Raw genomic sequence first — 16,525 nt, forward strand, 5'->3', positions numbered from 1 at the left:
TTCAAGTCGGGTCTCGGGGCCCTGCCCAGTCTAGTCGTCCGCGCGTCGGCGGTTTACGCCGGTGCGAGTGGGTAGGGACGACTTATGGCGAACAACATCAGTGGAAAGAAAGTTGCGTTCCTCCTGACCAACGGGGTCGAGCAGGTCGAGCTGACCGAGCCGTGGAAGGCCGTCCAGGAGGCTGGCGGCCAGCCCGTCCTCATCTCGCCCGAGGAGGGCGAGATCACGGCCATGAAGGGCGACTGGGAGTACGGGGACACGTTCCCCGTCGACCAGCAGCTCGCCCAGGCGAAGGCCGATGACTTCGACGCGATCGTGCTCCCCGGGGGCACGGTGAACGCCGACAAGATGCGGCTCGAGCCCGACGCCGTGGCGCTTGTTCAGGCGTTCGCCGAGGCCGGCAAGCCGATCTCGGCAATCTGCCACGCTCCGTGGCTCCTCATCGAGGCGGAACTCGTGAAGGACCGGAACATGACGTCGTACGCGTCGCTCGAGAGCGACCTCAAGAATGCGGGGGCGAACTGGGTCGATGAGGAGGTCGTGACCGACCGAGGCCTCACGACCTCGCGCAATCCGGGCGATCTCGAGGCCTTCTGCAGCAAGATGCTCGAGGAGATCTCGGAAGGACGGCACGCGGAGGTCTGATCCTCGGGTGCGCCCCTAGCACTCCACCACGTTGACGGCGAGGCCACCCATCGCGGTCTCCTTGTACTTGCTGCTCATGTCGCGGCCAGTCTCGCGCATCGTGACGATGACCTCGTCAAGCGAGACCCGGTGGGAGCCGTCGCCCCACAGCGCCATCTTGGCGGCGTTGATCGCCTTCGCCGCCGCGATGGCGTTGCGCTCGATGCACGGGACCTGGACGAGACCCCCGATCGGGTCGCACGTGAGGCCGAGGTTGTGCTCCATCGCGATCTCGGCCGCGTTCTCGACCTGGGCGGGGGTCCCGCCCATGACTTCCGCGAGCCCCGCCGCAGCCATCGACGACGCCGATCCCACCTCTCCCTGGCAGCCCACCTCGGCGCCGGAGATCGAGGCCTGCTCCTTGTAGAGCACGCCGACTGCGCCGGCTGCGAGGAGGAAGCGCACCACGACGTCGTCGCGGTGTCTCTGGGCGTCCCGCCCGGTCGCCCCCGCCATCCCGGGCGCGTAGTTCAACGCGTAGTACAGGACGGCGGGGATGATCCCGGCCGCCCCGTTGGTCGGCGCGGTCACGACACGGCCGCCCGAGGCGTTCTCCTCGTTCACAGCGAGGGCGATGAGATTGACCCACTCCTGCCAGTACAGCGGGTCGCGGTCCTTGTCCTCCTTGAGGAGGCGCTCGTGCCAGTCGGGCGCACGACGGCGGACCTTGAGCCCCCCGGGCAGCAGCCCCTCGCGCTTGAGGCTCGACTCGACACAGGCCTCCATGACGCGCCAGATGTGCAGGAGCCCCTCGCGGATCTCTTCCTCGCTGCGCGACGCCTTCTCGTTCACGAGCATTATGTCGCTGATCTTCAGGCCCTTCGAGGCGCACCGGCCCAGGAGCTCGGCGGCGGTGTGGAAGGGGAACGGGAGCTCCTTCTTGGACTCCTCGAGCTCCTTCTGGGCCGTCTCCTCCTCGCCCTCGCGGACGATGAAGCCGCCTCCCACGGAGAAGAACGTCGCCTCGTGCAGGGTGGCGCCCGCGTCGTCCGCGACCTGGAACCTCATGCCGTTCGTGTGCCGCGGCAGGACCGTGAGGGGGTGCAGGAGCATGTCGTCGACGGTGTAGTCGAGCTCGCGGCTCCCCGCGAGGTTGAGCCGGCCCGTCTGGGCCATCGCCGCGAGCCGTTCCTCGACCTGCTCGGGGAGGATCTCCTCGGGCTCGAATCTCTCGAGCCCGAGGAGCACAGCGGTGAACGTGCCATGCCCCCGGCCGGTGGCGGCGAGCGAGCCGTAGAGGTCGACCCGGAGCGACGCGACCTCCTCGAGCAGCCCCCGCTCGCGCAGCTCTCGAGCGAAGACGGCGCCGGCCCTCATCGGCCCCACCGTGTGGGAGCTCGAGGGGCCGATGCCCACCGAGAACAATTCGAAGACGCCGACGGCCATGTCGGATTCCTTCCTGAGAGTCGGGTGCCCAACGGGATGATGCGCCGGACGGGGACCGCGGTCGGCCCTAGAGCTCGCCGCCGTTCTTGGAGGCGTACTCCTCGGGGGAGAGCAGCGGGCCCTCAGCCGTGACGTCGACGGTGAAGAGCCACCCCGCGCCGTACGGGTCCTCGTTGACGAGGGCCGGGTTGTCGATGACCTCCTGGTTGACCTCGACGACCGTTCCCGTGACCGGGGAGTAGAGGTCGGAGACGCTCTTCGTGGACTCGATCTCACCGCACGTCGTGCCGGCGCTCAGCTCACTGCCGACTTCGGGAAGGTCGAGATAGACGACGTCGCCGAGCGCTTCCGCGGCGACGGCGGAGACTCCCACCTTCGCGGGGGCAGCGTCGGTGTCGAGCCACTCGTGCTCCTCGGAGTAGCGGAGGCCGCTCTGGACTTTGCTCATGGGATTACCTCTCACGCTTGTAGAACGGAAGTGCTACTACCTCGAAGGGCTCGGCCTTGCCGCGGAGGTCGACCTCGAGCTGGGTGCCGGGTTCGGCGAGTTCGACGTCGACGTAGGCGAGGGCGACAGGGTAGCCGAGGGTCGGGCTCGGCTGGCCCGAGGTGACCTCGCCGACCTGCCTGCCGTCCTTGAGGACGGTGTAATGCGAGCGGGCCGCGCGTCGCCCGAGGCCGCGGAGGCCCACGAGCCGCCTGCCGCCCGTGGTGCCCGCGCCGTCGTCCTTCTTGGCCTGCAGCGCTGCCCGTCCGACGAAGTCGCCGTCCTTGGACTTGAGGGCGACGACGCCGCCGAGGCCCGCCTCGAAGGGCGTGACGTCCCGGGAGAGCTCGTTGCCGTACAGCGGCATCCCGGCCTCCAGGCGGAGCGAGTCGCGGGCCGCGAGGCCGCACGGGATGAGGTCCCGGCCCTCGCCCGCCGCGCGGATGGCGTCCCACAGCCCGGCTGCGTGCTCATTGGCGACGAAGAGCTCGAAGCCGTCCTCGCCGGTGTAGCCCGTGCGGGCCAGGAGAACCGGGACGCCGCCGTCCCTGAGCTCGAGCTCGAGCCCCAGGGAGGCGTAGTACTTGAGGCCCGTGACGGCGTCGGCCTGATCCGCGGCGACGAGGGAAAGGACGATCTCCTGCGCGTTCGGGCCTTGGACGGCGATGAGGGAGGTCTCCGCTGAAGCGTCGCGCAGGCTCACCCCGCCGCCGTCCGAACCGAAGGCTTCGCGGCGCGCCTCGAGCTCGGCGGCCACCGTGTCGGCGTTGCCGGCGTTGGGGACGACGAGGTACTGCTCGGGGGCCACGCGGTAGACGATGAGGTCGTCGATGATGCCGCCGTCCTCGGCGCAGATGAGCGAGTACTTGGCCTTTCCGACCGCGATCGCGGAGAGCTTTCCGACGAGCGCGTAGTCGAGGAACGCGCCCGCGGCGGGGCCCGTGGCCCAGACCTCGCCCATGTGCGAGAGGTCGAAGAGTCCGGCGGCCTCCCGGACCGCGCGGTGCTCGGCGAGCTCCGAGCCGTACTTGAGCGGCATCTGCCAGCCGCCGAAGTCGGTGAAGCTTGCACCGAGCGCTTCGTGCCGCCCGTAGAGCGCGGTCCGCTTCTCGGTGGCCCCAGCTGTGGCCGGAGTCGTTGCCTGGGTTCCTGCAGTCATAGTCCGGTCCTTAGTTTTCGAAGGCTTCGAGGGGCGGGCACGCGCACACGAGGTTGCGGTCGCCGGCCGCGCCGTCGATGCGGCCCACGGGGGCGAAGTACTTGTCCTGGCTAGGGGTCCGGCCGGGGAAGGCGGCCTGCTCACGGGTGTAGGGACGGTCCCAGTCGCTGGCGACGACGGCGGCCGCCGTGTGGGGTGCGCGCCGCAGCGGGGAGTCCGCCAGCGCGAAGTCGCCGTGGGCGACCTGGTCGATCTCGGCCGTGATCGCGATCACGGCCTCGATGAACCGCTCGATCTCCCCGAGGTCCTCGGACTCGGTCGGCTCGACCATGAGGGTGCCCGCGACCGGGAACGCGAGGGTCGGGGCGTGGAAGCCGAAGTCGATGAGCCGCTTCGCGACGTCCTCGGCGGTCACCCCCGTCTTCGCGGTCAGTTCGCGCAGGTCCAGGATGCACTCGTGCGCCACGAGGCCGCCCTCGCCCGTGTAGAGGACCGGGAAGTAGGGGTCGAGGCGCTTCGCGACGTAGTTCGCCGCGAGCAGGGCCGACTTCGTGGCCTCGGTGAGGCCGTCTGCGCCCATGAGCTTCACGTACGCCCAGGAGATGGGCAGGACCCCGGCAGAGCCGAACCGGGACGCCGAGACCGGCAGGTCGTGCTGGTCCTGGCCGTCCTCGGTCCGGCCGGTCCAGGTCGCGGCGTCGCCCGGCATGAACGGGGCGAGGTGGGCCCGGGCCGCGACCGGGCCCACACCCGGGCCGCCGCCCCCGTGCGGGATGCAGAACGTCTTGTGCAGGTTCAGGTGGGAGACGTCCCCGCCGAACTTCCCGGGCTGGGCGAGGCCGACCAGGGCGTTCATGTTCGCCCCGTCGATGTAGACCTGGCCGCCCGCGGCGTGGACCGCGTCGCAGACCTCGCGGACGTCGGCGTCGTACACCCCATGCGTGGAGGGGTAGGTGATCATGATGGCCGCGACCCGGCCATCGTTGGCCTCGATCTTGGCCGCGAGGTCCCCGTGGTCGATCGTGCCGTCCGAGGCCGTCGCAACGACGACGACCTTCATCCCGGCCAGGACTGCCGAGGCCGCGTTGGTCCCGTGCGCGGAGGCCGGGATGAGGCACACGTCGCGCTGCGCCTCGCCCCGGGAGTGGTGGTAGCCGCGGATCGCGAGCAGGCCCGCGAGCTCGCCCTGCGAGCCGGCGTTGGGCTGGATCGAGACCTGGTCGTAGCCGGTGATGGAGGCCAGATCCTTCTCGAGGTCGGCGATGAGCTCGCGCCAGCCCTCCGTCTGCGAATCCGGGGCGAAGGGATGGATGCCGGCGAACTCGGGCCACGTGATGGCCTCCATCTCGACCGCCGCGTTGAGCTTCATCGTGCACGAGCCCAGGGGGATCATGGTCCGGTCCAGCGCCAGGTCACGATCTGAGAGGCGGCGCAGGTAGCGCATCATCTGCGTCTCGGACCGGTAGGCGGAGAACACCGGGTGCTTCAGGTACAGGCTCGTCCGGTGCACGGCGGGCTCGAGGCCGAAGGCGGGCGATGCCCCGCCGGTGGGCGCGTCCTGGCCGTCGCCCGCGGGGCCGGCGCCGAACACCCCGGCCACGGTGGCAACAGTGTCGGCCGTCGTCGTCTCGTCGCACGAGATCCCGACCGTGTCCGCGTCGACGAGGCGCAGGTTGATCCCCTTGGCCTCCGCCGCGGCCACGAGGGCTGCGGCGCGGCCGGGAACGCGGGCGGTGACGGTGTCGAAGAAGCTCCGGTGAGCCACCTCCACTCCGGCGGACTCGAGCGCGGCGGCGAGGGTGCGGGCGTGGGAGTGGGTGCGCTGCGCGATCGCCTTCAGGCCCTCGGGACCGTGGTAGACCGCGTACATCGAGGCCACGATCGCCAGCAGCGCCTGGGCCGTGCAGATGTTCGACGTCGCCTTCTCCCGGCGGATGTGCTGCTCACGGGTCTGCAGCGCGAGCCGGTACGCGGGCCGGCCGGCGTCGTCCTTCGAGACCCCCACCAGGCGACCCGGGAGCTGGCGCTCGAAGCCCTGGTGGACGGCCATGAACGCCGCGTGCGGACCCCCGTAGAACAGCGGGACCCCGAAGCGCTGGGCGCTGCCGACCGCGATGTCCGCCCCCTGCTCGCCCGGAGACTTGATGAGGGTGAGCGCCAGGAGGTCCGCCGCGACCGTCACCATCGCCCCGCGGCCCTTGGCTTCCTTGATCAGCTCGGTGGCGTCCGCGACCCTGCCGGACGCGCCGGGCTGCTGGATGACGAGACCGTTGATAGGCCCCTCCGGCAGGCCCTCGCTCAGGTCCGCGACCTCAACCTCGAAGCCCAGCGCCCGCGCACGGCCGGTGACGATCGCGATCGACTGCGGGAACAGGTCCGCGTCCAGCACCGTCCTGCCCTGGGAAGCGGCCTTGTCCCTGTTCGCGCGCCGCATGAGCAGCACCGCCTCCATCACCGCCGTCGCCTCGTCCAGCAGGGAGGCGTTCGCGATGGCCAGGCCCGTGAGGTCCTCGACCGCGGTCTGGAAGTTCAGCAGCGCCTCGAGCCGGCCCTGGGAGATCTCGGGCTGGTACGGGGTGTACGCCGTGTACCAGGCCGGGTTCTCCACGATGTTCCGGCGGATCACCGCCGGGGTTACCGTGTCGTAGTAGCCCTGCCCGATCATCTGAACGCGGGGCCTGTTCTTGCCTGCGAGTCGGCGGAGCGCCGCGAGCACCTCGGCTTCGCCCAGCGCCGGGGCCAGCACGAGCGGGCTCCCCTGCCTGATGCTCTCGGGGACTGCGGCGTCGGCCAGCGCATCTGCGCTGTCATGGCCGACCGCATTCAGCATGTGCTTGATGTCCTCGTCGCGCCGCGCACCGATGTGCCGGTCGACGAAGGCTGCGGGAACTGCGTGATCCGTCACGGGGGAACTCCAATACTCGGGCCGCGCACGCACGGCATCGATCGCGTTCCTCCCCGCTCTGTATCGGACCTGAGAGATTCCGCCGGCCCTGCGGGCCGGCTTGCACCGTCGGTGAGCCCGCGGCCGAAACCGGGACTTCTTTCCAGAGGCGCCTTGCCGCGGCGGTACAGGTGCCTGAGAGATTCCTGGGGAGGTGTTGCTCCTACGGCGCCTGCTTGCTCATGCTTGCAGGACTCTCCCGCCGCAGATCAGAGGCATGTTCAGTTGTGGGTATGCGGAAAGCCTGCCGCACAGCCCAATTCTGCTATGCCTCTTCCCGCTGAGCAAACGAAGTCTCCGTGGAGCGGACCTCGCCTACGGGTCAGCCGAGGCGGCGATAGCGGATGTGGGTGGCCAGCGGCGAGTGAAGCGCCTCGACGGGTTCGAAGCCGAAGGATTCAGCCCCCTCGAAGATGCGCTCGCCAGAACCGAGCAGGACCGGTGCGACGTCGAGGGTGAGCTCGTCGATGACGCCGGCGTCCAGGGCCTGCCTGACGGTCGAGGCCCCGCCGGCGATGTCCACGCCTCTGTCCCCTGCGGCCTGGCGCGCTGCAGAGTAGGCCGCGTCGAAGCCCTCGGTGACGAAGTGGAACGTCGTCCCGCCGTCCATCTGGATCGGGTCATGGGCGTGATGGGTCAGCACGAAGACCGGCGCATGGTACGGCGGTTCGGGTCCCCACCAGCCGAGCCATTCCTCGTCCCAGTCACCGCGGATCGGCCCGAACATGTTCCGGCCCATCACATACGCGCCACGCGGTCGCATGAGCCACCCGTTCGCGACCCTGTCGGCGTCGTTGGCCCGCGCGTCGCCCATGTGCCAGCCGTGCAGCTCGTGCCCCCGCTTGCCGAGGGGGTTCTCCCGGCTCTGGTCCGGTCCGGCCACGAAGCCGTCCAGCGAGATCGACATATGGCAGGTGGTGTCCGGCACCGCGAGCCTCCTGATTGATCGCGACGTGCACACGGTCGTCTGGGGAATTCGGGGGGAGCGTAGCACGCGCGGGACTGAGAAGCGATGGAGCAGCAGGGAACGCTGAAGGCCACCCCCGGAGGGAGGTGGCCTTCAGCCTCGTGGGGTTCAGTTGCAGCTCTGCGGCGCGACGTCGATGCCGAGGACGTTCGTCCCGCAGCCCTTCGACGGGGAGGGCGTGGGCGACGGCGATGCTGCACTCCGCGAAGGGGTGCCGCCCGACGTCGTCGCGGGTGCAGCACTCCGCGAGGGAGCAGCCGTCGGCGCCGCCGAGGGCGACGCCGCCGCGGCGGGGGTCTGGGGCTGCGCAGCCCCGCCGTTGCTGGCCGGAGCCCCTCCGGCCGACGAGCCGCCCGCCGCCGGGGCGGCGCCACCCGTGCCGGAAGTCCCCGAGCCGGGAGCCCCTGTACCCGACAGCGGGGCAGAGGACGGGGCGAGGGGAGGCCTTGGCGCCGCGAGCGCCGGCGGCGGCGTGAGGCCCGCCTGAGAAAGGCTGGGCAGGGACGACGGCGAGACGCTGCCGACGATCGACGCCGGCGCCGAGACGGCGCCCGACGGCGACTGCCCGGCGGAGAGCGGGCTCGAGAACCTGGCAGGGTTGGAGCCGAGCTGGACCGTCGGCGCGGGGGGCGCCGCGGTCGGCGCGCTCCCTTGGGGGAGCACGCCCCGCACAGCAACAGCGCCGGCCGAGAGGACCAAGGCCCCAAGGGTGGTCCAGAGGAAGGCCATGGGCACGACACCGGAGCCGCCGGCGCGGCGGGAGCTCAATCGCCAGAAGGAGGCGACAACCAGGACAAGGCCACAGGCCAGCATGACGGCAACGGGGACAGTTGCGAGGGCGAACAGGACGCCGGCCACTGCAACAGCCCCCGCGAACCAGAGGGGCGGGCGGCTCCAAGGGCTCGCTCGTCGGCGAGGCCGCCTCAGCCAAACAGGCGTTTCGGCGGCGTCCTTACGGGGACGGTTAGGAAACGACACCGTTGCAATGCTTCCAGAGCCAGCCCTGTCTGGCCAATCGAACGACCTAGTCCCGGGCCGCCCACTCCCCTCGGAGCACCCCGTAGACCACTGCGTCATGCAACTCGCCGCGCACCATGCGGGCCCGGCGGAAGCGGGCCTCCTCAGTGAAGCCGAGCTTCTCCCCCACCCTGCACATCCCCGTGTTTCCGCTCCAGGTGGCGAAATCCAGCCGCTCGCTGTCCGTGGCCCGGAACAGGTACGAGGTCCAGAGCTCAAGGGCTTCCGTGCCGTAGCCGCCCGACCAGTGCAGCGGGTCGAAGATCACAAGACCGAGCCGGCGCCACGGGAGGAGCCTCGTCCCGTCCGGCGACGGGTCGCCCGGCTTCTCCTCCCAGTACCACGACACCTGTCCCACGAACTCGTCCGTTGCCGCGTCCACGACCGCGAGGTTCTCGCGCACGTGCGGCCACGCGCCGTCGTGCGCCTTGAGGAGCAGCCCATCGCACCAGCGGTTCGCGCCGTCCGCGGTCCACCGCCCGTAGAACGGTCCGTCGTAGAGCTGCCAATCGTGCACGCCGCCGCCCTCGGGGGGCACGATCCACCGGCGGTATGCCTCGATGTCCGCCCGCGACCAGTCGCGGAGGGTCACGCGTTCGCCCCTGATGGTGAGGTCTTCGGCCACCGAGCCGCTCACTTCGTCAGGCCTGCGCGCCTCAGTGCCTCGGCGAGTGCGGTGTCGGGCGCGCCCTGAGGCCCGCGTCCGCGCCCGCGGTCGCCGCCGCGCGAGCGGTCGCCCGCCGGTGCCCCGTCGCCCTTCTGCGGACGACGCCGGTCCTCCCCCGCGCGCCGCTGCTCACCCTGCCGAGCCTGGCCCGGGTTCCGGTCCCGCGGCGTCCTGTCGTCGCGGTTCCTCTCCTCGTGGTTCCTGTCCTCGCCTGCGCGCCGGCCCTCGCCCGGGCGGGACACTTCGTCGTCGAGCCGCAGCGAGAGCGAGATGCGCTTGCGCGGCACATCGACGTCGAGCACCTTCACGCGCACGACCTGCCCCGATTTCACGACCTCCCGGGGATCTGAGACGAACTTCGAGCTCATGGCCGAAACGTGGACGAGCGCGTCCTGGTGGACCCCGATATCGACGAAGGCACCGAAGGCCGCGACGTTGGACACTGTTCCCTCGAGCACCATCCCCGGCTTGAGGTCCGCGATGGTCTCCACGCCCTCCTTGAGCACCGCGGTCACGAACTCCGGCCGCGGGTCCCGACCCGGCCGCACGAGTTCTGCCATGACGTCCTTGACCGTGGGGAGGCCGAAGCGCTCGTCGGCGAACTGCGCGGGATCGAGGGTCGCAACCGCCCCCGCCGTCGCCGCCCCCGGCGTCGCACTGCTTCCGGACCCCGCCTTCGCGCCGACTGCAGCGAGAATGCGGTGCGCGAGGCCGTAGGCCTCGGGGTGGACCGCGGAGGCGTCGAGGGGCTCGGAACCGCCCGTGACGCGAAGGAAGCCTGCGCACTGCTCGAACGCCTTGGCACCGAGCCGCGGGACCTTCGTGAGCTCGGCGCGGCTCGCGAAGGGCCCGTTCGCGTCGCGATACTCGACGATGCTGCGGCTGAGCAGCGGTCCGACGCCGGCAACGCGGGCCAGCAGGGACGGCGAAGCCGTGTTGACGTCCACGCCCACCGCGTTGACACAGTCCTCGACCACCGCGGCCAGGGAGCGCTCGAGCTTCGCCGGTGCGAGGTCATGCTGGTACTGCCCGACCCCGATCGACTTCGGCTCGATCTTCACGAGTTCCGCGAGCGGGTCCTGGAGCCTCCGGGCGATCGAGACTGCGCCGCGGAGTGAGACGTCGAGGTCCGGGAGCTCCGCCGAGGCAAGGGGCGACGCCGAATAGACCGATGCGCCGGCCTCGGACACGATGACTTTCGCGGGCTTGAGGGCAGGGCCGTCCGTCTGGCCACCCTGGTTCTGGTCGTCGTCCGTCTGGGCTGGTGCCGGATCCGCGTGCTGCGCGAGCCTGGCCAGAAGCTCGCCCGCGAGCCGGTCAGTCTCGCGGCTCGCTGTCCCGTTGCCGACGGCCACGAGCTCGATCCTGTGCTTGAGCGCGAGGGCTTCGAGCGTCGCGAGGGATTCCTTCCACTTCTTCGCCGGCGCGTGCGGGTAGATCGTCGCAGTGTCCACGACCTTCCCGGTCCGGTCGACGACTGCCACCTTGACTCCCGTCCGGAGTCCCGGGTCGAGGCCGAGCACAGCCCGGTTCCCAGCGGGCGCGGCGAGCAGGACGTCGCGGAGATTCGCGGCGAATACCTTGACAGCCTCCTCTTCGGCGGCTTCGAAGAGCCGCGAGCGGAGGTCCGATTCGAGGCGAGGCTGGAGACGGCCACGCCACGCGATCCGCACTGTCTGCGCAAGCCACTTCCCGCCCGGGGTGTCGGCTCCTCCGCGGATCCCCAGCGAGCGCGAGACGGCGTTCTCGTACCCAGCCCGGGCTTCGTCGAGCCCCGCCTCGTCGCGTGGATCGGCCTCTGCCACGGCGACGGTGAGGGCCCCCTCGCGTTCGCCGCGGAGGAGCGCGAGCACGCGGTGCCCGGGGAGGTTCTCGAGTGGCTGGACGTAGTCCGCGTAGTCCGCGTACTTCCCGGCGAGCTCGGGGGTCGCGCCGTCCGCGGCCTGTGCACGGACCCGTCCTCGTGCCCAGAGCCGTTCCCGCAGCTCGTGGACGAGCTCGGTGTCCTGGCCCACTCGCTCGGTGAGGATTGCCCTCGCCCCCGCGAGCGCCTCGGCCGGGCCCGGCACGCCCTTCTCGTCGCTCACAAAAGCGGACGCAAGCTCGTCCGGAATCCTCGCCGGGTCCGCAACCAGCATGTCAGCAAGGGGTTCGAGGCCCGCCTCACGCGCGATCTGCGCTTTCGTGCGGCGCTTCGACTTGTAGGGGAGGTAGAGGTCCTCGAGCTCGGCTTTCGTTGCCGCCTTCGCGACGGCGTCCCGCAGCTGGTCGGTAAGGGCGCCCTGCTCCTGGACCGCGGCGAGCACTGCCGCCCGTCGGTCTTCGAGCTCGCGGAGGTAGCGGAGCCTCTCTTCGAGGTCGCGGAGCTGCGCATCGTCGAGCGTCCCAGTGACCTCCTTGCGGTACCGGGCGATGAACGGCACCGTGGATCCCCCATCGAGCAGGCCCACGGCAGCGGCGACCTGCCAGGCCTTCACGCCGAGCTCGTCCGCGATGGTGCCGTTGATCTTCTCGGCGGTCTCGTCAGCGACCATCGCTCGGGGTGCACTCCGGCGTGCTTCCTGGGCTGAGGCCTTCTGGTCGGGGACTGAAGGCACGGATTTCGGGCGTGAAGGAGCGGGAACAACAGGCTGGGTCACGAAGACTACTCTGCCCTACGCGTCCGACATTCCGCACGCCGGCATCATCAGGCCTCAGCGCGCTCCCCACGTGGCGGCGACCGTCGCGACGCCCGCCCGGCCCAGCGCCCAGATGGCGCTGCCCACCCCTGTCAGCGCGTAGCCGCTCACGGGCACGAGCATGAGCCGCTCCCTCCAGGAACCGGCGTCGCCGAGAACAGGGAACGAGACGTGGCCTCCTGGTCGCCACATCCAGGAAAGCAGCGGGATGCGGGAGAGGCGGCGGGGCCGGCGAAACGCGATCGGCCACAGGAGGTTGCACCCGCCCGTCGTGAGCATGTCCCCTGCGATGTGGACGGCGCACCCGAGGGCGACGGCGAGCGGGAACCAGTCCTGCTCGTGGGGTGCGAAGACCGTGATGAATCCCGCGAGGGGTACCGCGACGAGCCACGGAATCCGCCGTACACCTTCGGGGAAGACGCCCAGGACCTTCGCAGCGAAAGCAACGAGCAGGAGCGAGACGAGACCGGCCCCGACATGGAGTGTCCCGATCCCCGCTATCCCCGCTATCCCCGCGGTCCACCGGCCGGCGGCCCAGGCGATCGCAGTGAAGGCCGCGATCCCGAGAAGGGAGTGGGTTCCGTTGCGGTGGCCCCCTGCGACGGCTCCGATCCCCTCGCAGACCAGCCGCGAGACCGGCGGGAGCGAATGCGCGATTGTTGCGCTCCGATGGTCGGCGTCCGGGAGCAGCGCTGCGCCGGCCGTCACGAGAGCACCGGCGACGACGCCGAGGGGCGAAGCGTGCAGGAGGGGAAGGCCGAGATCGAAGCGGGCCGGACCCCAACCGAGGACCGCCGACAGCGGTGAAAGGTCAAGGTGGACCCGGGTCGTCACAGCGACCCAGGCCGCGGCGCCGCACGCAGCGTGGTGAGGGCCCATCATCCGTGCCGGATCCTCCTCTGACCTGCGGACACACGCTGAGTGCGCCGTCCCACCGTACCCTCCTCAGGCTGCTCTGCCCTCACCGAGAGGCACCTTCGGGAGGCGCATCGGTGGGGTCAGGCGAGGCAGTCGGTGCAGACCCCGGCGTCGACGTCTGCGTCCCGGAGCACGGCGCCGCAATCATGGCATTCTGCATGGGCGGCGAGGTCGGCGCAGTCGGCGCAGCGGACCTCGTAGGATTCGGCAAGCGCCGCCCTGCAGTCCATGCAGGCATCCTCGGAAGGAGCTGCGGAGCGGTCGGGCAGTCGGTGGAGTTCGAGTTCTTCAACAGCAAGTGCGCTCATACTTCGAGGCTAGGTTTCCCCTCCGACAAAATAAGGACCCTGCCCCGGCGCGCCGGGAATCCGCGTAGGCTCGGAGGATGGCGCGCTACTTCGACGTCCACCCGGTGGACCCCCAGCCCCGCCTGATCGGCCAGATCGTGAGGATCCTGCAGGAGGGAGGGCTCATCGCCTATCCCACCGACTCCTGCTACGCGCTGGGTGCCCAGATGGGCAACCGGGCCGCACTCGACCGCATCCGGCAGATCCGTCGCCTCGACGACAAGCACCACTTCACCCTCGTCTGCCGCGACTTCGCCCAACTAGGACAGCTCGTGAGCATCGACAACGACGTGTTCCGCGCCATCAAGGCCGTCACTCCCGGCCCGTACACATTCATCCTCCCCGCGACGCGGGAGGTTCCACGACGCATGCTGCACCCGAAGAAGAAGACGGTCGGCGTCCGCATCCCCGACAACAACGTCGTCCGAGCGCTCGTCGCGGAGCTCGGCGAGCCCATCCTCTCGTCCACCCTTCTCCTGCCCGGCGACGAGGACCCGCTCATCGACGGCTGGGACATCAAGGACCGCCTCGACAACGTCCTCGACGCCGTCGTCGACGCGGGGGACTGCGGCACCGAGCCGACCACGGTGATCGACTTCTCGAACGGGTATGCAGAAGTGGCACGCGAGGGAGCGGGCGACACTTCGCGCTTCGAGTGACTCCTCAGGATCGGAGGCCTGGAGCACGTCGCAGGCCGTGAAGCAGCGCCCGCAAGCCTAGAATGGAAGGGCGAGAGGAGGGCCTCCGTGGCACGGTTCCACTACCGCAGTCCCAAGAGCTCCCGGCACTTCCAGCAGCCGCGGCAGCAGGCTCGTCCGCGGCCGGTTCCGCCGCCTCAACAACCAGTTCCGCAGCAGCAGGCGGTTCCGCCGCTGCAACCGACCCCCAGCCGCCGCAACCCGCTCGACGCCCCGTCTCCTGAGGCCACCGAGCGATGGCGTGAGCTCCTCGCCCCGGATGGAACGCCGCCCGCTCTCCCGTACCAGATCGACTATGTCCGTTCGGCTGTCCGCCAGGAGACGGGTGTCCGGCCGAGCCTGCGTGGCCTCACGGTGGGTCAGGCCGAGCGTATCCTCGCGGCGATCAACGTCGATCCCCGCCCGCTGTGGCGGAGCGGCCGGGACAGCTGGGTCATGAACGTGCTCGCGATCTTCGGGAAGTGGCTCGCCGTCGCGCTGCTCTTCATCGTGATCCTGTCCCTGGGGCGAGCGGATGGGATGCCCGTGGTCGTGCTCATTCTGATGGGTTTTGGGCTCTCCGCGGTTCGGCGGCAGCGCCGGCAGGCGTTCGAGAACCGCCGCTACCGCCATGCGCGCCTCGAAAGGCCTGCGGTGCCGGAGGCGTACGACGGCGGCACCGGCGGCCCGGTTGCTGGCTCACCCGAGCCCGGCGGCGGGGCCGAGGACCCGGGCAGCCCCTACGACGTCGAGACGTACCTCAAGCGGCTCGGCCGGGACGGCCGCTAGCGGCCCCTGCATGTAGAGCCGGACCCCTAGGAAGGATCTTCCCCGGCACTGAGCCTTCGTCTTCTATTGCTAATGTTTCTCATTAGCAATAGAAGGCGGTGTTCAATGTCAGCTCTTGAAGTGGAGGACCTTCGGATCTCCTTGCGGGGAACCGTCCTCGTCGACGGCGTCTCATTTGCCATCCGAGACGGGGGCCGCGCGTGCCTCCTCGGAGCGTCCGGATCGGGGAAGACGCTCATCGCTCGAGCCGTCGTCGGCCAGCTCCCTGCCGGCGCCGTGGCAACCGGGAGCGTGCGGGTCCACGGGACGGAGGTTCTCGGCGTGCCGACCTCGAAACGGCCGCCGGGCGCACGACCCGCTATGGTCTTCCAGGACTCGGCCGTCGCACTCAACCCGCTTGTCCGCGTGCGGGAGCAGCTCGCGCACCCGCTGCGCAGGCGCCGGGCGCTCCCGCGCGCCGAGGCCTTCCGCGCTGCGGCCCGGCTCGGCGAGCGCGTGGGCCTCCCCGCCGAGCTCCTGGACGCGTTCCCCCAGGAGCTCTCTGGCGGGCAGCGGCAGCGGGCCTGCCTTGCGCTGGCCCTCGCGTGCGAGGCCCGCCTCCTCGTCGCGGACGAACCGACGACGGCGCTCGACGTCGTGACGCAGGCCCAGGTCCTCGACGTGCTCGGGGCCGAAACCGCCGCTGGGGCGGGCACCTCCGTCCTGTTCATCACGCACGACTTCGCCGTCGCTGCCGCCGTGTGCCGCGATGCGGTCGTCCTCGACTCGGGACGCGTCGTCGAACGCGGGCCGCTCCGCGAAATCTTCGGGAAACCTCAGGACCCGTGCACCCAGGTCCTCGTCGGCGCCGCACGCGCGGCGTCGCTCGACGGTGCGCGAGGCCCGCGCGCGCCGCACGCCGCCGAGGCCAGGCAGACCGCCGGCCCCGCTCGGGATGGCCGCCCCTTCTTCGAGCTCGACCGGCTGAGCAAGGCCTTCCCGGCGAGGTCCAGGGCAGCACGCGGGTGGTCCCGTCCGGGGCCCGCGCCGGCAGCCAAGCAGTCGGCCCTCGCCGCAACCGCCCTGCACCCGACAGATCTCGCCATCGCCCCCTCTGAACGCGTGGGCATCGTCGGCGTGTCCGGTTCCGGCAAGACGACCCTGCTGAGGATCATGCTCGGACTCGAGCCCGGCGATCACGGCAGCGTGCGCTGCGACGGGCGCGCGGTCCTTCCCGCAGGCGCGCGGGAGCTCCGGTGGTACCGGCGCCGCGTGCAGTACGTCCCGCAGGATCCCGCGAACACGCTCGATCCGCGCATGGAGGTGCGGGACCTGATCGCGGAACCGCTCGTGGGCCTCGGGCACGACGGCGACCGCGAAGCGGCGGTCCTCGAGGCCCTCGAATCCGTGGGCCTCAGCCGGCATCACCTTGCGAGGCGGCGCGACGAGCTGTCCGGGGGCCAGGCGCAGCGTGTCGCGATCGCCCGCGCCATCGTGACGCGCCCGGACTTCCTCCTCGCCGACGAACCCGTGAGCGGATTGGACCTCCCGAACCGCGAGCGCGTCGTCGGCCTCCTCGCACGGCTCGCCGACGAGCGCGGCATGGGCCTGCTCGTCGTCTCGCACGACCTCTCCGTCGTCGCGAGCCTGTGCGAACGCGCCCTTGTCCTGGACGCGGGCCGCATCGTCGAGGATCGCCCGACACCCGACCTCCTGAGCCGTCCCGCCCACTTCCGCACGCGGGAGCTCCTCGCCGCAGTCCCACCGCTGCCTGTCTGAGCCTCACTGTCTGAGCCTCACTCCCGCACCCGAGAAAGGACCAACAC

General features: G+C 70.6%; 14 protein-coding genes and 2 riboswitches. Of the genes, 4 read left to right on the top strand and 10 right to left on the bottom strand.

From position 1 onward, the window contains the following. Positions 1–84 precede the first annotated feature (84 nt). The gene (locus tag E6A21_RS13080; protein WP_138444599.1) at positions 85–645 is read left to right on the top strand and encodes a type 1 glutamine amidotransferase domain-containing protein; all 561 of its coding nucleotides are present in this window, start codon (positions 85–87) and stop codon (positions 643–645) included. A gap of 15 nt (positions 646–660) precedes the next feature. Here E6A21_RS13080 and E6A21_RS13085 read toward each other — a convergent pair whose 3' ends face one another. The 10 genes from E6A21_RS13085 to E6A21_RS13130 all read right to left on the bottom strand — a co-directional run bounded on the left by E6A21_RS13085 (position 661) and on the right by E6A21_RS13130 (position 13,215). Next, on the bottom strand, positions 661–2,070 hold the full coding sequence (locus E6A21_RS13085) for an L-serine ammonia-lyase (protein ID WP_138444600.1): 1,410 nt from the start codon (positions 2,068–2,070) through the stop codon (positions 661–663). 67 nt (positions 2,071–2,137) lie between these two features. Then, positions 2,138–2,518 carry a glycine cleavage system protein GcvH gene (gene gcvH / locus E6A21_RS13090; protein ID WP_138444601.1) on the bottom strand — a complete coding sequence of 127 codons (381 nt, stop codon included), beginning with the start codon at positions 2,516–2,518 and terminating at the stop codon, positions 2,138–2,140. Between the two features lie 4 nt (positions 2,519–2,522). After that, positions 2,523–3,716, bottom strand: coding sequence for a glycine cleavage system aminomethyltransferase GcvT (gcvT, locus tag E6A21_RS13095; protein ID WP_138444602.1), 1,194 nt, complete (start codon positions 3,714–3,716; stop codon positions 2,523–2,525). Positions 3,717–3,726: 10 nt separating this feature from the next. Continuing rightward, entirely contained in the window at positions 3,727–6,621 is a 2,895-nt protein-coding gene (gene gcvP, locus E6A21_RS13100) for an aminomethyl-transferring glycine dehydrogenase (RefSeq protein WP_138444603.1), read from the bottom strand. A 56-nt stretch (positions 6,622–6,677) separates the two neighbouring features. Beyond that, positions 6,678–6,769: riboswitch (glycine riboswitch) on the bottom strand. 4 nt (positions 6,770–6,773) lie between these two features. Beyond that, a riboswitch (glycine riboswitch) is annotated at positions 6,774–6,872 on the bottom strand. Positions 6,873–6,982: 110 nt separating this feature from the next. Beyond that, entirely contained in the window at positions 6,983–7,588 is a 606-nt protein-coding gene (locus E6A21_RS13105; protein WP_138444604.1) for a dihydrofolate reductase family protein, read from the bottom strand. A gap of 147 nt (positions 7,589–7,735) precedes the next feature. Then, positions 7,736–8,485 carry a hypothetical protein gene (locus E6A21_RS13110; protein WP_138444605.1) on the bottom strand — a complete coding sequence of 250 codons (750 nt, stop codon included), beginning with the start codon at positions 8,483–8,485 and terminating at the stop codon, positions 7,736–7,738. 166 nt (positions 8,486–8,651) lie between these two features. Next, on the bottom strand, positions 8,652–9,281 hold the full coding sequence (locus E6A21_RS13115) for a GNAT family N-acetyltransferase (protein ID WP_246036492.1): 630 nt from the start codon (positions 9,279–9,281) through the stop codon (positions 8,652–8,654). Further along, on the bottom strand, positions 9,278–11,845 hold the full coding sequence (locus E6A21_RS13120; RefSeq protein ID WP_138444708.1) for a Tex family protein: 2,568 nt from the start codon (positions 11,843–11,845) through the stop codon (positions 9,278–9,280). Before E6A21_RS13120 ends, E6A21_RS13115 begins: the two co-directional genes overlap by 4 nt. 159 nt (positions 11,846–12,004) lie before the next feature. Then, the gene (locus tag E6A21_RS13125; RefSeq protein WP_138444606.1) at positions 12,005–12,871 is read right to left on the bottom strand and encodes a metal-dependent hydrolase; all 867 of its coding nucleotides are present in this window, start codon (positions 12,869–12,871) and stop codon (positions 12,005–12,007) included. A gap of 116 nt (positions 12,872–12,987) precedes the next feature. After that, a complete protein-coding gene (locus tag E6A21_RS13130) occupies positions 12,988–13,215 on the bottom strand; it encodes a hypothetical protein (protein ID WP_138444607.1) in 228 nt (75 codons plus the stop codon). A gap of 77 nt (positions 13,216–13,292) precedes the next feature. Between E6A21_RS13130 and E6A21_RS13135 the strand changes: the two genes are divergently transcribed. The 3 genes from E6A21_RS13135 (at position 13,293) to E6A21_RS13145 (ending at position 16,478) form a co-directional block, all read left to right on the top strand. Next, entirely contained in the window at positions 13,293–13,913 is a 621-nt protein-coding gene (locus tag E6A21_RS13135) for an L-threonylcarbamoyladenylate synthase (protein ID WP_138444608.1), read from the top strand. A gap of 87 nt (positions 13,914–14,000) precedes the next feature. Next, entirely contained in the window at positions 14,001–14,720 is a 720-nt protein-coding gene (locus E6A21_RS13140) for a hypothetical protein (RefSeq protein ID WP_138444609.1), read from the top strand. Between the two features lie 105 nt (positions 14,721–14,825). Next, positions 14,826–16,478, top strand: coding sequence for an ABC transporter ATP-binding protein (locus tag E6A21_RS13145; RefSeq protein ID WP_171041392.1), 1,653 nt, complete (start codon positions 14,826–14,828; stop codon positions 16,476–16,478). The last annotated feature ends 47 nt before the right edge of the window (positions 16,479–16,525 follow it).

Origin of the sequence: Sinomonas susongensis (genome assembly GCF_005877005.1) — a bacterium.
Classification (GTDB): domain Bacteria; phylum Actinomycetota; class Actinomycetes; order Actinomycetales; family Micrococcaceae; genus Sinomonas; species Sinomonas susongensis.